Raw genomic sequence first — 15,880 nt, forward strand, 5'->3', positions numbered from 1 at the left:
AGCAACAAAAACAGGCACGTGGCAAACGAAAATGGGCGATCTGACGCCCGGGCGCTCCTGCTGACGCTCTCCGGTTCCCGGCCCGCTTTGCGCGAAATCGAACGTCTGCGGCGTAAATCGGTCCGATTCGCGTCAAGGCTCCTCGTCCGCACCTGCGGCACCCGTATAATAAGCGCCCCATGAATCTATTCCGAGCCCTGCTGACGGTCAGCGGCTTCACGCTGCTGTCGCGCGTGACCGGCCTGGCCCGCGAAACGTTGATCGCCCGCGCGTTCGGCGCCAGCCAGTTTACCGACGCGTTCTACGTCGCCTTCCGCATTCCCAACCTGCTGCGCCGGATTTCCGCCGAGGGTGCCTTTTCGCAGGCGTTCGTGCCGATTCTCGCCGAGTTCAAGAATCAGCAGGGGCACGACGCGACCAAGGCGCTCGTCGACGCAACCTCCACCGTCCTTGCCTGGGCGCTCGCGATTCTCTCGCTGCTCGGCGTGCTGGGCGCCTCCGGCGTGGTGTTCGTGGTGGCGTCCGGCCTCGCGCACGATGGTCAGGCGTATCCGCTCGCCGTCACGATGACGCGCATCATGTTTCCGTACATCGTGTTCATCTCGTTGACGTCGCTGGCCTCGGGCGTCCTGAATACTTACAAGAACTTTTCGCTGCCGGCCTTTGCGCCGGTGCTGCTGAACGTGGCGTTCATCGTCGCGGCCGTGTTCGTCGCGCCGCATATGAAAACGCCGGTCTACGCGCTCGCGTGGGCCGTGATCGTCGGCGGCGTGCTGCAGTTTCTGGTGCAGTTGCCCGGTCTCAAGAACATCGACATGGTGCCGAAGATCGGCTGGAACCCGGTGCGTTCGCTCGCGCATCGCGGCGTCAAGCGCGTGCTCTCGAAGATGGTGCCGGCCATGTTCGCGGTCTCGGTGGCGCAGATCAGCCTGATCATCAACACGAATATTGCGTCGCGGATCGGGCCCGGAGCGGTGTCGTGGATCAACTACGCCGACCGGCTGATGGAGTTTCCCACCGCGCTGCTGGGCGTTGCGCTTGGCACGATCTTGCTGCCGAGTCTTTCCAAGGCGCACGTCGATGCCGACCCGCACGAGTACTCGTCTCTGCTCGACTGGGGCCTGCGTGTGACTTTCCTGCTCGCCGCGCCGAGCGCGATCGCGCTGTTTTTCTTTGCCGAGCCGCTCACCGCTACGCTGTTTCACTACGGTAAATTCGACGCCCACTCGGTCGTGATGGTGGGCCGGGCGCTGGCCGCCTATGGTGTCGGCCTGATTGGTCTGATCCTTATCAAGATCCTCGCGCCGGGCTTCTACGCGAAGCAGGACATCAAGACGCCGGTGAAGATCGGGGTCGGCGTGCTGATCGTCACGCAGTTGAGCAATTTCGTCTTCGTCCCGATCTTCGCTCATGCGGGTTTGACCCTTAGCGTCGGGCTTGGCGCTTGCGTGAACGCGCTGTTGCTGTTCATCGGCTTGCGCCGGCGCGGTATCTATATGCCGTCGGGTGGCTGGCTGGTTTTCTTCGTGCAGATGATCGGGGCATGCCTCGTGCTCGCGGGTGTCATGCACTGGTTTTCCATCAGCTTCGACTGGATCGGCTTACATGCCCAGCCACTTGCCCGAATCGTGTTGCTGGCGGCGTGCCTGGTTCTGTTTGCTGCGCTATATTTCGGTATGCTTTGGCTGATGGGCTTCAAATACGCGTATTTCAGAAGGCGAGTGAAGTGATCACGACGACGCGGGTTCTCGACTATTTCAGCACGCTGGTCGCCGAAGACGACAGTCTGCCCCTGACCGAGGCAGCACTCTCGCTTGCACAGGACGCTTATCCCGATCTCGATCTGCAAGGCGCACTCGCCGAGATCGACGAACTGGTGGTGCGCCTGCAGCGCCGCATGCCAGCCGATGCTGACATCAAGCAGAAGGTCGGCATCCTGAATCGCTTTTTCTTCCGCGAGCTGGGTTTCGGCAACAACCTCAACGATTTCCTTGACCCCGACAACAGCCATCTGAACGTGGTGTTGAAACGGCGCCGCGGCATTCCGATTTCGCTTGCCGTGCTGTATCTGGAGATGGCCGAGCAGATTGGTGTTCCGGTGCGCGGTGTGGCGTTTCCCGGTCATTTCCTGTTGCGCGTGACCACGCCCGATGGTGACGTGATGCTCGATCCGACCACCGGGCACTCGCTCTCCGAGTCGGAGATGGTCGAGATGCTGGAGCCCTATGTGGCGTCGGCCGGCGAGTCGGTCAGCCGTGCTTTGCGCATGCTGCTGCAGCCGGCCACCCGGCGCGAGATCATTGCACGCATGCTGCGCAACCTGAAGTCGACCTATCTTCAGACGGAACGCTGGCAGCGTCTGTTGGGCGTGCAACAGCGGCTGGTGATTCTGCTGCCTGAGAGCATCGAGGAAGTGCGTGATCGCGGCTTCGCTTATGCACGGCTCGACTATCTGCGACCGGCGCTCGAAGATCTGGAGCGCTACCTGGGCGACCGCCCCGATGCGGACGATGCGACGGTGGTCGAGTCGCAGTTGCATGAGTTGCGCCAACGTACGCAGCACAACGACCGGGACTGAGATTCGCCGGGGCGTGCACGCCATACGCCGCGGTCGTCGCGGCATCTGACGGGCGGCGAACCGCTCCCGCTACTTCGGCTGCATCCGGATCGCTCCGTCTAGACGGATCACTTCGCCGTTGAGCATCGGGTTATCGAAGATCTGTTTGGCCAGCATTGCGTATTCCGCCGGCTTGCCGAGACGCGGCGGGAACGGCACCATCGCGCCGAGCGCGTCCTGCACTTCCTGCGGCATTCCGAGCAGCATCGGCGTTTCGAAGATACCCGGTGCAATCGTCATCACGCGGATCGCGTTGCGCGACAGATCGCGTGCGATCGGCAGCGTCATCCCCACCACACCGCTCTTCGATGCCGCATAGGCGGCCTGGCCGATCTGGCCATCGAACGCCGCCACCGACGCCGTGTTGATGATCACCCCGCGCTCGCCATTCGCATTCGGCTCGTTCTTCGCCATCGCCGCAGCGGCAAGGCGAATCATGTTGAAGGTGCCGATCAGGTTGATCGAGATCGTTCGCGTGAACGAGTCGAGCGGATGCGGGCCGTCCTTGCCGACGGTCTTGATGGCCGGCGCGACACCCGCACAATTGATCAGGCCGCGCAGCGTGCCGAGTTTCGTCGCGGCATCGACTGCTTGCGTAGCGTCGTCTTCGCGGCTGACATCGCACTTCACGAACACGCCGTCCAGTTCCTGTGCGAGTGCCGTGCCCGCATCCTGATTGAGGTCGGCAACGACGATCTTGCCGCCCTCTGCGGCGAACAGGCGCGCAGTGGCGGCGCCGAGACCCGATGCACCGCCGGTGATCAGGAATACATTGTCACGAATCTCCATGTCTGCTCCTTTGCTTCAGTTCAGTAATCGTCACGATCGAATATCTTTTCGATGGTCGATTGTAACGGCTGTGCTGCAGCGCGGAAAGAAAAGGGTGGATGGTTGCACCGGAATGGTGCTTGAACGTGGCCAGAAATTTGATCGGGATAACTGAGCAAATTGACTGCGCGGATCACGCGCGGCGAATGCAACGCGTAAAGCGAAGTGTGAATAAAAAACCCGCCCATATGGGCGGGTTTTAGCGAAGCGGATCTGACGTATTGTGAGAGGGCAAAAAATCCAAAATCCTGCGCGTCTCACCACCTCACTTCATCAAACTCACTTCAACGCATCGAACACACGCGTGCGGATTTCGTCGACGGTGCCCAGCCCGGAAATAGCCCGGTACTGCGGCGCCTTCAAACTACTCGACGCGTCACCGTTTTTGGCCCACGTGGTGTAGTACTCGATCAGCGGCTTAGTCTGTGCAACATACACTTCCAGACGCTTCTGGACCGTTTCTTCCTTGTCGTCGTCGCGCTGGATCAGCGGTTCACCCGTGACGTCGTCGACGTTGTCGACCTTCGGCGGGTTGAACTTGACGTGATACGTACGTCCCGAGGCAGCGTGCACGCGGCGGCCGCTCATCCGCACGATGATCTCGTCGAACGGCACGTCGATTTCCAGCACGTAGTCAATGGCGACGCCTGCTTGCTTCATGGCTTCCGCTTGCGGCAGTGTGCGCGGAAAACCGTCGAACAGATAACCGTTGGCGCAATCCGCTTCCTTCAGACGCTCTTTGACGAGATTGATGATCAGCTCGTCCGACACCAGTTCGCCTGCATCCATAGAACGCTTGGCTTCAATGCCGAGCGGCGAGCCAGCCTTGACGGCCGCACGCAACATATCGCCGGTGGAAATTTGCGGAATGCCGAATTTTTCCTTGATGAACGTTGCCTGAGTGCCCTTACCCGCTCCGGGAGCACCCAAAAGGATCAAACGCATGTGATATCTCCAGATCTATGTGAATTCTTGGGTGGCGCTACGCTTTAAGGCATCCGCGCATTGGACTCAGGGGGCCCGCTTCGAAGTGACCGCAGTGCGCCTCGCGCTGCACGTCGTGGACGACGGCGCTGCAAGGGGGACGGCGGGACGACCGGGCAAACCCTGGCCAACGATCATTGCAGATGGTGCGCACAGCCGTTTGATTATGCCATGGGTTTTTACGCTGACGGACCGAATAACGACCTTACGCGAGCGAGGTCCGCAGGGGTATCGACACCCGGCAGCGGTGCTTCGCCGGTGACGAGCACGGCGATCCGCTCGCCATGCCACATGGCGCGCAGTTGCTCGAGCGCCTCGGCCTGTTCGATTGGCGAGAGGGTGAGCGTTGGGTACGAGCGCAGAAACTTTGCACGGTACGCATACAACCCGATATGCCGGTAGACCATGGCAGGCGCGGGCGGCGTGGGCATCGCGGCGACGTCCGGCCAGTGCGGCTGATACGCGTCGCGCGCCCAGGGAATCGGCGCGCGCGAGAAGTACAGCGCAACGCCGCGCGCGTCCAGCACGACCTTGACGACGTTCGGGTTGAAGATTTCGGCCGGGTCGGTAATCGGGTGTGCCGCGGTTGCGATGGCACAGCCGTGGCTCGCAGCGAGGTGCGACGCAACGCCGCACACCAGTGCGGGATCGATCAGCGGTTCGTCGCCCTGCACGTTGACGACGATCGTGTCGTCGCTCCAGCCGTAGTGCGCCGCGACTTCAGCAAGACGGTCGGTGCCCGACGGATGATCGGCACGCGTCAGCATGGCTTCGATGCCGTGTTCGCGTGCGACGTCGAGGACCGACTGCGCATCCGATGCGATCAGCACGTGCTGCGCGCCCGAGGCCAGCGCCCGCTCCGCAACGCGCACGACCATCGGCTTGCCGCCGATATCGGCGAGCGGCTTGTTGGGCAGACGGGTCGAGGCGAGCCGCGCCGGTACGACGGCAATGAACGGCGGGGCGGCAGGGGCGGTGGACGTGGGTTGAGTCATGGGAAACGCGGCGGCAAAACCGGAACAAGGCGCCGAACAGGGGGCCAAAGAAGGCGCCGAAGAGGACGCGGAACGGGACGCGCCCCAGCTAGGGCGCGCGCAGAAAAAACAACGAAGCGGAACGAACGGCTCTGCCCATCAGGACTACGGCATCAGGCTCCAGGCGCAGGATGCAAAGGCTCGACCGGGGTGCCTTCGACGGTTTGACGCGCTTCGTCTACCAGCATCACGGGAATGCCGTCGCGGATCGGATACGCCAGCTTGTCTGCGTTGCAGATCAGCTCCTGCGCCGGACGATCGTAGCTGAGCGGGCCCTTGCAGATCGGGCAGACGAGAATTTCAAGCAGGCGAGCGTCCACGGACTTTCTCCACAACTAATTCAATGAGGCGATGATCGAGCGCAGCTTCAACGGGGACGACCCAGATGCGCGCATCGTGCCAGGCCCCCAATTTTACCGCATCCTTTTCGGTGATCAGGATCGCATCTGCGTCGACATCGGCAAATGGATTGCTGGTGAACGCATAGTGGTCCGGTAACGCACGGGTCTGGGGTTTCACGCCCGCGGCACGCAAGTTCGCGAAGAAGCGCTCCGGCGCGCCGATGCCGGCCGCGGCCAGCACGCGATCGCCGCTGAACTGCGCAAGCGGCCTGCGCAGCGCCGGGTTGCCGAGATGCCACGCGTCAGCCGGCGTGAGCGAGAGCGCGAAGGTGTTGGGCCAGGGCGGCAGCGTGCGTTCGTACGGACTGTTGATCAGCGTGGCGTCGCGGCGGCGCGACAGCGGCTCGCGCAACGGCCCGGCCGGCAGCAGGAAGCCGTTGCCGCCGAGGCGATGGTCGAACACCACGAGTTCGGCGTCGCGGGCGAGGCGGTAGTGCTGCAGACCGTCGTCGCTGACGATCACGTCGACCTCGGGATGCGCGGTGCATAGCGCTTGCGCCGCCGCCACCCGGTCGGGACAGACCCAGACCGGCGCGCCGGTGCGGCGCGCGATCAGCAAAGGCTCGTCGCCGGCATCCTGCGGCGCCGAAGTGGCTGTGACGGGCGTAGGCCGGTTGACCCGCGCGCCATAGCCGCGCGACACGACGCCGGGCTGGAAGCCCGCGACGCGCAGCGCTTCGACGAGCGCAATCACCGTGGGCGTCTTGCCGGTCCCGCCGACCGTCACATTGCCCACCACTACGACTGGCACGCCGACGCGTATCGCCTTTAGCCAGCCGAGCGCAAAGGCCGCGCGACGTGCCGCGGCGATCGCGCCGAAGATGCCGGCAAACGGCAGCATGGCCCACGCGAGCGGGCCGCGCTGTTGCCACTCGCGCGCAAGACGCGTTTCAAGTTGGTGCTTGACCTCGCTCATGAGGCCAACGCCGGTGTGCGCAGCAATCGCAACTGCGGCACCGGTTCAGGTGACGCGATACACGGGACAGGTATCAACGCGTTTCTCCGGGCGGGACGATCAGGACAGGGCATGGCGAGCGCTGCATAAGCGGCGTGTCGCTCATGATGCCCTTAAAACCCGGCACTCTAGCGCGCGAGCGTCGTGCGCCGCAAGTCGCCAGCGTGACACACGGCCGCGCGATAGACGCGGGACCGGTCTCCTCAGCCTGTGGATAACTTTGTGGAGAACTCGCCTCCGGCGGGGCTGGGAGGGCCATTCGGCGCGGGTCCTGTCGGCGTGCATCGGTATATATGAGATAGAAATGCTTTATAAATCAAAAGGTTAAATCGGCATTACGGGCCTCTGCACGCATCCTTACAAGGCCTTTCACGCTCCTCCCGACATGTGGACACTTTTAACAATTCGTACAACGCGCTGGACGTGATTGGCTGCTCGGTCTATCGTCTGTCCGGCCTGTCATCCCTATTCATCGCATGAACTCCGAAAGTCCCTTTTCGTCTTCGGGCGCGCCCGGTGGCGACGTCGTTGTGCCGGTGTCGGCGCTCAATCGCGCCATCAGCACGATGCTCGAACGCTCTTTCCCGCTCATCTGGGTGGCGGGGGAAGTGTCGAATTTCACGCGCGCCGCGAGCGGTCACTGGTATTTCTCGATCAAGGATGCGCAGGCGCAGATGCGCTGCGTGATGTTCCGCGGCCGCGCGCAGCACGCCGAGTTCACGCCGCGCGAAGGCGACCGGATCGAAGTGCGGGCGCTTGTCACGATGTACGAACCGCGCGGCGAGTTGCAACTGAACGTCGAAGCCGTGCGCCGTACCGGGCAAGGGCGGCTTTTTGAAGCGTTCCTGAAGCTCAAGGCGCAACTCGAAGCGGAGGGGTTGTTTGCCGCGGAGCGCAAGCGGCCGTTGCCGACGCATCCGCGGGCAATTGGCATCGTCACTTCATTGCAGGCCGCCGCGTTGCGCGACGTGTTGACCACATTGTTGCGCCGTGCGCCGCATATTCCGGTGATCGTGTATCCGGCACCGGTGCAGGGCGTGGGCGTCAGCGCGAAACTGGCAGCGATGGTCGAGACGGCCAACGCGCGGTGCGAGGTCGATGTGTTGATTGTCTGTCGCGGCGGCGGCTCGATTGAAGACCTGTGGGCGTTCAACGAAGAAGTACTGGCGCGAGCGATTGCCGAAAGCCGCGTACCGGTGGTGAGCGGTGTCGGTCACGAAACCGATTTCACGATTGCCGATTTCGCTGCAGACGTGCGCGCGCCGACACCGACCGGCGCCGCCGAGCTCGTCAGTCCGCAACGCGTGCTGTTGTTACGCGATCTCGATCACCGCCATGCCGCGCTCGCACGCGGCTTTGGCCGAATGATGGAGCGGCGTGCGCAACAACTCGACTGGCTCGCACGGCGGCTCGTCTCGCCATCCGAGCGGCTCGCGCGACAACGTACGCATTTGCAGCAACTCAGCGTGCGTCTTGGATCGGCTGGCGCCCGTCCGGTGCGCGATGCTCGAGCGCGGTTTTCGCTGCTGCAGATGCGCTGGCAGCGCTGGCGTCCGGATCTCGTTGCGCATCGTGCCACCTTGAACGCACTTGCGCAGCGGCTCGACGGCGCAGCGTTGCGCCAGCACGAACGGCATACAGCGCGCGTGGCGACGCTGGCCGCGCGTCTCGAGGTGCTGAGTCCGCAACGCACGCTCGAGCGTGGCTACGCGGCTGTGCTCGACGCGCAGAATGGTCGCGCGCTGCGTGCACCGGCCGCGCTGAAACCGGGGCGTCATCTGACTGTGCACCTTGCAGAGGGCGCTGCGGATATCACGCTGGCCGATGTGCAGGCACGTCTGTCCGACGATTTCTGACGCTCTTACGCCGACGTACTTTTGACCGTGGCACGTGCATTGCGTGAGCACTAGTTACGGTTGTTCTGGCGACTTTCTAACGCATATCCGACATAAAGGCCGTTGGTTTGCGGGGTTATTCCAAGTCGCCTACAATCGAGTGCTCTACAGCGTTATCCTCAGACTGACCCCCCACACACAGATAGAAGGAAAGCACCATGGAACATACGCTCCCGCCGCTGCCGTTTGCAAAGAACGCACTCGCTCCGAACATGTCGGAAGAGACGCTCGAGTATCACTACGGCAAGCATCACCAGACCTATGTGACTAACCTGAACAATCTGATCAAGGGCACGGAGTTCGAGAACCTGTCGCTCGAAGAGATCGTCAAGAAGGCATCGGGTGGCGTCTTCAACAACGCCGCGCAAGTGTGGAACCACACGTTCTTCTGGAACAGCCTGTCGCCGCAAGGTGGCGGTGCACCGAAGGGCGCGCTCGCCGACGCGATCAACGCCAAGTGGGGTTCCTACGACAAGTTCAAGGAAGAGTTTGCCAAGACCGCAGTCGGCACGTTCGGCTCGGGCTGGGCATGGCTCGTGAAGAAAGCAGACGGCTCGCTCGACCTCGTGTCGACCAGCAACGCTGCCACGCCGCTGACCACGGACGCGAAGGCACTGCTGACGATCGACGTGTGGGAACACGCGTACTACATCGACTATCGCAACGCTCGTCCGAAGTTCGTCGAAGCATACTGGAACATCGTGAACTGGGACTTTGCAGCGAAGAATTTTGCGTAAGTTTCATGCCGGCGGTGTGGTGTAGCCCGCCCGGTGTAAACGGATAGTTTGCAAAGTCCGGCAATCGCGACGCCGCGATTAAACTTCGAGCCGTTAGTAAGCTAGTGACAGTGAAGCCCTCCAACGCGAGGGCTTTCTGCTTTTTGTGCGTGTCAGTTCCCCCTCGTTTCATTCCCGCTGGCCGCCTTGGCCACATCTGCAACGTCAACCCGGTTTAACCCTCTCGCACGCAGGCGTTTAGAGCGCCATGGCCTCCCCGTCGCGGCTCGGCGCCAGCATGCATCTTCTGCAAGCTCGTCATGAAAAGAATGCAATGGCTTTGCGGGTCTAATTGACTTCAAATTAGCACGCCCATTCTATTTTTCGACCTGACCGGCATCTCAGCCAAGCCGGGCACACGGAACCTGAGAGAAGGATCGCGCGCACCTGACTGGCCAGATCGGGTGGAGACAGCGACCGGGTTGTACCGCAGAGATGTAATCAAAGCCCGCAACAAGCGGCTATCAAAAATGAGGAGACATGCATGCGTTTGATCAGTCAGGGTATCTGCGGGGCCACGCTGGTTCTCGCCGCAGGCAGCGCCGTGGCGGCGGACTCGAGTGTGACGTTGTACGGCGTGGCCGATACGTTCATCCAATACCTCGACAATGGCGGCAATCATTCGTTTTCCGAACGAAGTGGCGGCGCGGCGGGCTCGCAATTTGGCCTTAAAGGTAACGAGGATCTCGGTGGAGGTCTGTCCGCGCAATTCGATGTCGAAACCGGTTTTAACCTGAATAACGGCACGTTTTTCGCCGATACGACTTCGCTGTTCTATCGGCAGGCTTGGGTCGGCCTGAACCACTCAACCTATGGCTCGCTGACGTTCGGGCGGCAGTACGAGCCCAGTTTTCGCGTCGTTTATCCGACCGATCCGTTTCGCGTCAACGAGATCCTCTCACCGTTCTCCGCAGACGTGCTCGCGGTCGACAAGAAAACGCTCTCGACGCAGTACGACTCCGGCCGTGCCAGCAACTCCGTGCTTTATCAGTCGCCGAATCTCGGTGGCGTGCAGCTCTACGGCATGTACGCGTTCGCGGCCACCGTGACCCAGCCGGTGCCGGCGACCACGGGGAATATGCTCAACCTCGGCGCGAGTTATACGGGTTATGGCTTGTATGCGGGTCTTTCGTATGTCAATCAGCATCCGGGGCAGGAGACGATCGCAGGTCTGCCGACCGCGCTCACTCTGCTCAGCACCGAGCACTTCATCGGCGCGCTCGCTTATCGGGTGGGTATTGTGAACTTCCAGTTCAACTACTCGTATCAGCGCGCGCAAGATCCGTCGCCCAGGTCTCTCGCAGCGGTGCTCGGCACGGCGCATTCGCTCAGCATCGCCGAGCTGGGTGCCACGATCCAGGCTACGGCTGCGGATACGATCGAGATCGCGGCTTTGCAGCGCAACGTGCGCGGCGCGCATGACAACACGCCGGGCTTCGAGATCGGTGCCGATCATTCGATCTCGAAGCGCACGAGTTTCTATGTCCGCGCGGGCTATATGAAGAACAACGGTACCTCGACCGTCAGCTGGCCGGGCGTCACGGTGAGCGAACCCGGTACCAACCAGGTTCTCGCCACCGTGGGCATGACGCACCGCTTCTGAGGAAGGATAGTCTCCAACCGGACGCGTTGCGTCCGGTCTCGCGCTGACTTATGAGGTAGCCGCGGCCTTGCGCGGACGACGATTGCGTGTCGTGGATTTACGCGCGGTCTTGACGGCCGCGGGTGCCTCCTCCGCAGCCTGAGCGGGTACCTCCTCGCGTGGCGCTTCGCTTGCGGCTGCAGGTGCAGCGTCGTGCGATTCCGGCGCGGCCTTCTTCGTCTTTCTCGCCGCAGTCTTGCGGCTGCCGCGTCCCTTGCGGGGTGTCTCCGGAGCAATGTCCTCACGCCCTTCAACAGCGGCTTCCGGCTCTGATTCCGGTTCCGGTGCCGTGTCGAACGTGAACAACCCGGGCTGGGCCGCTGGTTCCGCTGGCTGCTCGTCCGGCTCGTCGTAAGCGAAAGGCGATCTGCCGCCGTGGTTGAAGTAAGTGTCTTCCGGTTCGTGCGGCGCCGTCTCAGCGTCGTCGTGACTCGCCGCCGGTTCTGCGAGTACCGCTGCCGGCGCGTCGCGCTGCGACTTACGGTTGCCGCGCCCGCGGCGGCGAGCGTCCTGCTTGTGACCACCCTCTCCCTGCTGCGCGGCGTGTGCCGGTTCCGCGGCCGCCGGCTCCTGCGTTTGCTCTGACGTCTCACTAATGGTTTCGCTGAGCGTGGTCACGACATTGCTGCGATACACGTACGCGCCCGACTTCTCATCGCGGCCGAATTCGAGCAGACCGCGTGCCTGTGCTTCTTCCAGCAGATTGCCGAACGCACGGAAGCCGTAATACGTTTCGTTGAAATCGGGCTTGCGGCGCTTGATAGCGTTTTTCAGCACCGAGGCCCAGATCTTGCCGCTGTCGCCGCGTTCCGAGGCGAGCGCATCGAAGGTCTGTACCGCGATTTCCACCGCTTTGGTCCGGCGCGTTTCGAGATCTTCCTTCGGACGCTTCTCTTCATTCGGCGTGCGCTTGGCCGTAGCGGTCGGCTGCTGTGCCGGACGCGCCGTCTCGCGCTTGACGACGGTTCGCTGACTTTCGCGCACCAGGTCGTCGTAGAAAATGAATTCGTCGCAGTTCGCGATGAGCAGGTCGGACGTGGACTGCTGAACGCCCACGCCGATCACCTGTTTCGCGTTTTCGCGCAGCTTCGAAACCAGCGGCGAAAAATCGGAGTCGCCACTGATGATGACGAAGGTGTTGACATGCGATTTGGTGTAGCAGAGATCGAGCGCGTCGACGACCAGACGGATATCCGCCGAATTCTTGCCCGACTGGCGCACGTGCGGAATCTCGATTAGCTCGAAGTTGGCTTCGTGCATCGTGCCCTTGAAGCTCTTGTAGCGCTCCCAGTCGCAGTACGCCTTCTTGACGACGATGCTGCCCTTGAGCAGCAGGCGTTCGAGCACCAGCTTGATGTCGAATTTCTCGTACTTCGCATCGCGTACGCCGAGGGCGACGTTTTCGAAGTCGCAGAACAGCGCCATGCTGATGGTTTCGTTGGATGACGCCATGTATTTCTCCAATGAGGCGACCGTCGAACTCGACGGATCGCGCCCATGATAGCGTCCCTGCGACCGGCTACGAGTTTTCTGTCTGCTGGCGGGTCTGCAGCACGTCGTCGATCAGCCCATAGGTCTTCGCATCCGCCGCGGTCATAAAGTTGTCCCGATCGGTATCCTTGACGATGTCTTCGATGCTGCGTCCCGTGTGTTCGGCCATGATCGCGTTCAGGCGTTCGCGCTGATACAGGACTTCGCGCGCCTGAATCTCGATGTCGGCGGCGGTGCCCTGGCTGCCGCCGGAGGGTTGGTGGATCATGATGCGTGCGTTCGGCAAGGCATAGCGCTTGCCGCGCTGGCCGGCGGTCAGCAGAAACGTGCCCATGCTCGCCGCGAAACCCGTGCAGAGCGTCGACACCTCCGGCTTGATGAACTGCATGGTGTCGTAGATCGCGAACCCGTCGTAGACCGAGCCGCCCGGCGAATTGATGTAAAAAGAAATATCCTTGTCAGGGTTCTCGGATTCGAGAAACAGCAACTGCGCGACAATCAGGCTCGCGGACTGCTCGTTGACCGGACCGACGAGAAACACAATCCGTTCGCGCAGCAGCCGCGAAAAAATGTCATAGGCGCGCTCGCCGCGTCCGGACTGTTCGATGACGGTCGGCACGAGACCGAGGCCGTTGAGGGACGGGTAGGTGGAATGCATGTGCGCCTCGCTAACTTGGGGTTAAGCTGGATCAGGTTGAATGAGCTTGAGTGAGTGGCCAGTCCCGCACCGCCGCTGCGGATGTGAGTGACTGTCCCCATGACGAGGGCGCGCGCCGGGGTGTGACATAAATATTTTTGTGCTGACCTGTCACATCGTGCGGTGCTCGAACGTCAGGATTCAAAAGGTGCGGGTTGCGGTGCGCTTGCCGCACTGCTGGCGTGTCCGAGCCTGCGCGGTTTTGTCCACGCTTTAGCTACGCGCCAAAAAACAGTTCACGTTTATGGGAGCAGCACGCATGACCGAACCCACCGTCGACAAGTCATCCGCCTTCGAGGCCGCCCGCGCGCGACTCGTTGCGCTGGCGTACCGCATGCTGGGCAGCCGCGCCGAGGCGGAAGACGTGGTGCAGGACGTCTGGCTGAAGTGGCATCTCGCCGATACGCGCGAAGTGCGCACGCCGGCGGCATGGCTGACCACGCTTACCGCACGTCTCGCGATTGACCGGCTGCGTCATCTGCAACTGGAGCGCAGTGTGCAGGCCCAAGGTTGGCTGCCCGAACCGTGGCTTGACGAACTGGCGCCTTCCGCGGAGGAACTGGCGTTGCGTTCGGCGGAGATGTCGTACGGACTGATGCTGCTGCTTGAACGGCTTAAACCGGATGAGCGGGCCGCCTTCGTACTGCACGAGGCGTTCGACTGCGACTACGCGGAGATTGCGAGGGTCCTCGAGCGTACGCCGGCGGCTTGCCGGCAGATCGTGCATCGGGCGAAAGCCCGTTTGCAGCGCGACGGTGCGCCCGTAAGGCGCGCCGACCCGGTACAGCATGCACGGCTCGTCGAGCGCCTGCGGACGGCGCTGGAGGCGCAGGATCGAGCGGGCTTGCTGCAACTGTTTAGTGACGCGCCGGAGATTGTCAGCGATGCGCCGGTTCGCGTGGACGAGCCCGTGGTCGCTGCAATGGATTGGGTGAACACGGTGACGTCGCTAGCTGGAGCGGGGACCGTGACGTGCGCAATGCAAGAGATCGGAGAGGTGCGGGCGCTGCAACAACTGCGCAGAGGATATGCCTCAACGACGGTACACGCCGAGTGCCTGTCGATCGACGGCGCCCCGGGAGTAGCGCTCATGCTAGATGGCGAGATCACCGCGCTACTCGATGTATCGATTAGCGCCGGCCGGATCGTGAAACTGCGCATCGTCACGCGTGCCGCGCATCTTCAGACCGCGCGTCGCAACTTCGGCTTACCGGCCGTACGGCAGATACTCAACGAAGTCCGCGAGCGCGCATGGCTTACAGCGCAGCGCGCGTCAGTTACGGTGTGCGGCGACTTCCCAGTTGATATCGACGCATAGCACCTGCATACCGCGCGGTGTCTGCGCGGCAATCGAAGCGGTCACGCAAAGGTGCGCTTCGTTGATCGAGAGATACGGCGGGGTGAGATGCACCTGACCCGGCGTGCGCATCGCGCCGATGAAATACGGCCGACGCTCCCAGCTCGCGCCTTCCGAATGCAGCAACGGACGGAAACGCTTGGCCCGTTGCGACGCGCGTCCCGGCGGCAACACGTTGTCGCCGATCTGACGTCCCGAGCCGTCCAGCACGAAACAGCGCGCGGTTTCACCGAGCGCCAGCAGCGGCGCCGTGGCCTGAGCCACTGATTCACCCGCCACCAGTAATGCGCTCGCGGTTTCGAGCGCTTTCGCATACGGCGCAAGCCGTGCCGCTTGGGCGCGTTCGCGTGCCCCGACCCGCTCGCGCAGCGCGGCCGACAACGCATCCATCAAACCAGCCGCTGCCTGCGGCTGCACTGGCTCGACGCTCGGCCCCGCGAAAAAGGCACCTTGCACGAAATCCACGTTGCATTCGAGTGCGATCAACGCGTCGCGCTCGGTGGACAAGCCGCCCATCAGCACCAGTTGTCCCGACTCGTGCAGCAACGACACAAGCCCCGGCAACACGCGTTCGATATGCGAATGCTCGCTCGCCTGCGCGAGGATGCAGCGGTCGAGCGTGACGATATCGGGCCGCAGGTTCCAGACGCGGTCGATATTCGAGTGTTTGGCGCCGAAGCCGTCCAGCGCGATCAGAAAGCCCGATTTGCGCAGCGCATCGACGATCTCGGCGAAACGCGTAGTCTCCCCGCCAGCCTGCTCCGACACCTCCAGTACCACGCGTTGCGGCGGCAGGCCGAGGGCCTTGAGGCCTGCCAGCAGCGCGTCGCCATAGCTGGTATCCATCAACGCGGCGGGATGCAGGCTCAGGAAGAGCCATTCGTCATGGCTCTCGAACGCATTGAAGTTGCCCAGATGCAGTGATTCGGCGAGTCGTCCGAGTTCGAGCAGATCGCCGCGCCGCGCGGCCTGGGTGAACACTTCGTGCGACGGCACCTGCTTGGCATGTTCGTCGTGAGCGCGCAGCGAGGCGTGATAACCGATCGCGCGACGGTGCGATACGGAAAACACCGGCTGGAACACGCTGAACACCGTGTAGCCGCCGTACAGGACGGTGCGCCGGGAGCCCTCATCGCCCGCCATGGGGCGCGGAGGCTGGAAGCCGGGAGGATCGAGTTCGATCATGCTCATCATGTGTCAGTC

14 protein-coding genes are annotated in these 15,880 nt (G+C 62.6%); 6 read left to right on the forward strand and 8 right to left on the reverse strand.

The annotated features are described in order from the left end of the window. Positions 1–179: 179 nt before the first annotated feature. Both murJ and BUS06_RS06385 read left to right on the forward strand, forming a co-directional pair. The gene (murJ, locus tag BUS06_RS06380; RefSeq protein ID WP_074263512.1) at positions 180–1,730 is read left to right on the forward strand and encodes a murein biosynthesis integral membrane protein MurJ; all 1,551 of its coding nucleotides are present in this window, start codon (positions 180–182) and stop codon (positions 1,728–1,730) included. Further along, on the forward strand, positions 1,727–2,578 hold the full coding sequence (locus BUS06_RS06385) for a SirB1 family protein (protein ID WP_074263513.1): 852 nt from the start codon (positions 1,727–1,729) through the stop codon (positions 2,576–2,578). Before murJ ends, BUS06_RS06385 begins: the two co-directional genes overlap by 4 nt. Positions 2,579–2,647: 69 nt before the next feature. Here BUS06_RS06385 and BUS06_RS06390 read toward each other — a convergent pair whose 3' ends face one another. The 5 genes from BUS06_RS06390 to lpxK form a co-directional block, all read right to left on the reverse strand. Beyond that, positions 2,648–3,406 carry a 3-hydroxyacyl-CoA dehydrogenase gene (locus BUS06_RS06390; protein WP_074263514.1) on the reverse strand — a complete coding sequence of 253 codons (759 nt, stop codon included), beginning with the start codon at positions 3,404–3,406 and terminating at the stop codon, positions 2,648–2,650. A gap of 318 nt (positions 3,407–3,724) precedes the next feature. Then, complete coding sequence (gene adk / locus BUS06_RS06395; RefSeq protein WP_074263515.1) at positions 3,725–4,390, reverse strand: adenylate kinase; 666 nt, start codon at positions 4,388–4,390, stop codon at positions 3,725–3,727. A gap of 218 nt (positions 4,391–4,608) precedes the next feature. Further along, on the reverse strand, positions 4,609–5,424 hold the full coding sequence (gene kdsB / locus BUS06_RS06400; RefSeq protein ID WP_074263516.1) for a 3-deoxy-manno-octulosonate cytidylyltransferase: 816 nt from the start codon (positions 5,422–5,424) through the stop codon (positions 4,609–4,611). A 152-nt stretch (positions 5,425–5,576) separates the two neighbouring features. Continuing rightward, entirely contained in the window at positions 5,577–5,783 is a 207-nt protein-coding gene (locus BUS06_RS06405; RefSeq protein ID WP_074263517.1) for a Trm112 family protein, read from the reverse strand. Beyond that, positions 5,764–6,780, reverse strand: a complete 1,017-nt coding sequence (gene lpxK / locus BUS06_RS06410; RefSeq protein ID WP_074263518.1) for a tetraacyldisaccharide 4'-kinase — start codon at positions 6,778–6,780, stop codon at positions 5,764–5,766. Before lpxK ends, BUS06_RS06405 begins: the two co-directional genes overlap by 20 nt. Before the next feature lie 515 nt (positions 6,781–7,295). On the opposite strand from lpxK, the gene xseA reads away from it, so the two are divergent. The 3 genes from xseA to BUS06_RS06425 all read left to right on the forward strand — a co-directional run bounded on the left by xseA (position 7,296) and on the right by BUS06_RS06425 (position 11,093). Further along, the gene (xseA, locus tag BUS06_RS06415; protein ID WP_074263519.1) at positions 7,296–8,675 is read left to right on the forward strand and encodes an exodeoxyribonuclease VII large subunit; all 1,380 of its coding nucleotides are present in this window, start codon (positions 7,296–7,298) and stop codon (positions 8,673–8,675) included. 197 nt (positions 8,676–8,872) lie between these two features. After that, positions 8,873–9,451 carry a superoxide dismutase [Fe] gene (gene sodB / locus BUS06_RS06420; RefSeq protein ID WP_074263520.1) on the forward strand — a complete coding sequence of 193 codons (579 nt, stop codon included), beginning with the start codon at positions 8,873–8,875 and terminating at the stop codon, positions 9,449–9,451. Between the two features lie 523 nt (positions 9,452–9,974). Continuing rightward, the gene (locus BUS06_RS06425) at positions 9,975–11,093 is read left to right on the forward strand and encodes a porin (RefSeq protein WP_074263521.1); all 1,119 of its coding nucleotides are present in this window, start codon (positions 9,975–9,977) and stop codon (positions 11,091–11,093) included. Positions 11,094–11,141: 48 nt separating this feature from the next. Here the strand turns inward: BUS06_RS06425 and BUS06_RS06430 are convergent, their stop codons facing one another. Continuing rightward, positions 11,142–12,584 (reverse strand): NYN domain-containing protein, encoded by a 1,443-nt coding sequence (locus BUS06_RS06430; protein ID WP_074263522.1) that lies wholly within the window; start codon positions 12,582–12,584, stop codon positions 11,142–11,144. 67 nt (positions 12,585–12,651) lie between these two features. Continuing rightward, positions 12,652–13,281 (reverse strand): ATP-dependent Clp endopeptidase proteolytic subunit ClpP, encoded by a 630-nt coding sequence (clpP, locus tag BUS06_RS06435; RefSeq protein ID WP_074263523.1) that lies wholly within the window; start codon positions 13,279–13,281, stop codon positions 12,652–12,654. A gap of 298 nt (positions 13,282–13,579) precedes the next feature. On the opposite strand from clpP, the gene BUS06_RS06440 reads away from it, so the two are divergent. Further along, a complete protein-coding gene (locus BUS06_RS06440; protein WP_074263524.1) occupies positions 13,580–14,638 on the forward strand; it encodes a sigma-70 family RNA polymerase sigma factor in 1,059 nt (352 codons plus the stop codon). Here BUS06_RS06440 and BUS06_RS06445 read toward each other — a convergent pair. Continuing rightward, the gene (locus BUS06_RS06445; RefSeq protein WP_074265940.1) at positions 14,594–15,868 is read right to left on the reverse strand and encodes an EAL domain-containing protein; all 1,275 of its coding nucleotides are present in this window, start codon (positions 15,866–15,868) and stop codon (positions 14,594–14,596) included. The two genes, BUS06_RS06440 and BUS06_RS06445, sit on opposite strands and share 45 nt — an antisense overlap. Positions 15,869–15,880: the final 12 nt, after the last annotated feature.

This window comes from Paraburkholderia phenazinium (genome assembly GCF_900141745.1).
In the GTDB taxonomy this organism is placed as follows: Bacteria; Pseudomonadota; Gammaproteobacteria; order Burkholderiales; family Burkholderiaceae; genus Paraburkholderia; species Paraburkholderia phenazinium_B.

Coding starts and splice junctions, on each gene's coding strand:
- murJ (WP_074263512.1), top strand. CDS start 180: ATGAATCTATTCCGAGCCCTGCTGACGGTCAGCGGCTTCACGCTGCTG.
- BUS06_RS06390 (WP_074263514.1), bottom strand. CDS start 3,406: ATGGAGATTCGTGACAATGTATTCCTGATCACCGGCGGTGCATCGGGT.
- adk (WP_074263515.1), bottom strand. CDS start 4,390: ATGCGTTTGATCCTTTTGGGTGCTCCCGGAGCGGGTAAGGGCACTCAG.
- kdsB (WP_074263516.1), bottom strand. CDS start 5,424: ATGACTCAACCCACGTCCACCGCCCCTGCCGCCCCGCCGTTCATTGCC.
- lpxK (WP_074263518.1), bottom strand. CDS start 6,780: ATGAGCGAGGTCAAGCACCAACTTGAAACGCGTCTTGCGCGCGAGTGG.
- xseA (WP_074263519.1), top strand. CDS start 7,296: ATGAACTCCGAAAGTCCCTTTTCGTCTTCGGGCGCGCCCGGTGGCGAC.
- sodB (WP_074263520.1), top strand. CDS start 8,873: ATGGAACATACGCTCCCGCCGCTGCCGTTTGCAAAGAACGCACTCGCT.
- BUS06_RS06425 (WP_074263521.1), top strand. CDS start 9,975: ATGCGTTTGATCAGTCAGGGTATCTGCGGGGCCACGCTGGTTCTCGCC.
- BUS06_RS06430 (WP_074263522.1), bottom strand. CDS start 12,584: ATGGCGTCATCCAACGAAACCATCAGCATGGCGCTGTTCTGCGACTTC.
- clpP (WP_074263523.1), bottom strand. CDS start 13,281: ATGCATTCCACCTACCCGTCCCTCAACGGCCTCGGTCTCGTGCCGACC.
- BUS06_RS06440 (WP_074263524.1), top strand. CDS start 13,580: ATGACCGAACCCACCGTCGACAAGTCATCCGCCTTCGAGGCCGCCCGC.
- BUS06_RS06445 (WP_074265940.1), bottom strand. CDS start 15,868: ATGAGCATGATCGAACTCGATCCTCCCGGCTTCCAGCCTCCGCGCCCC.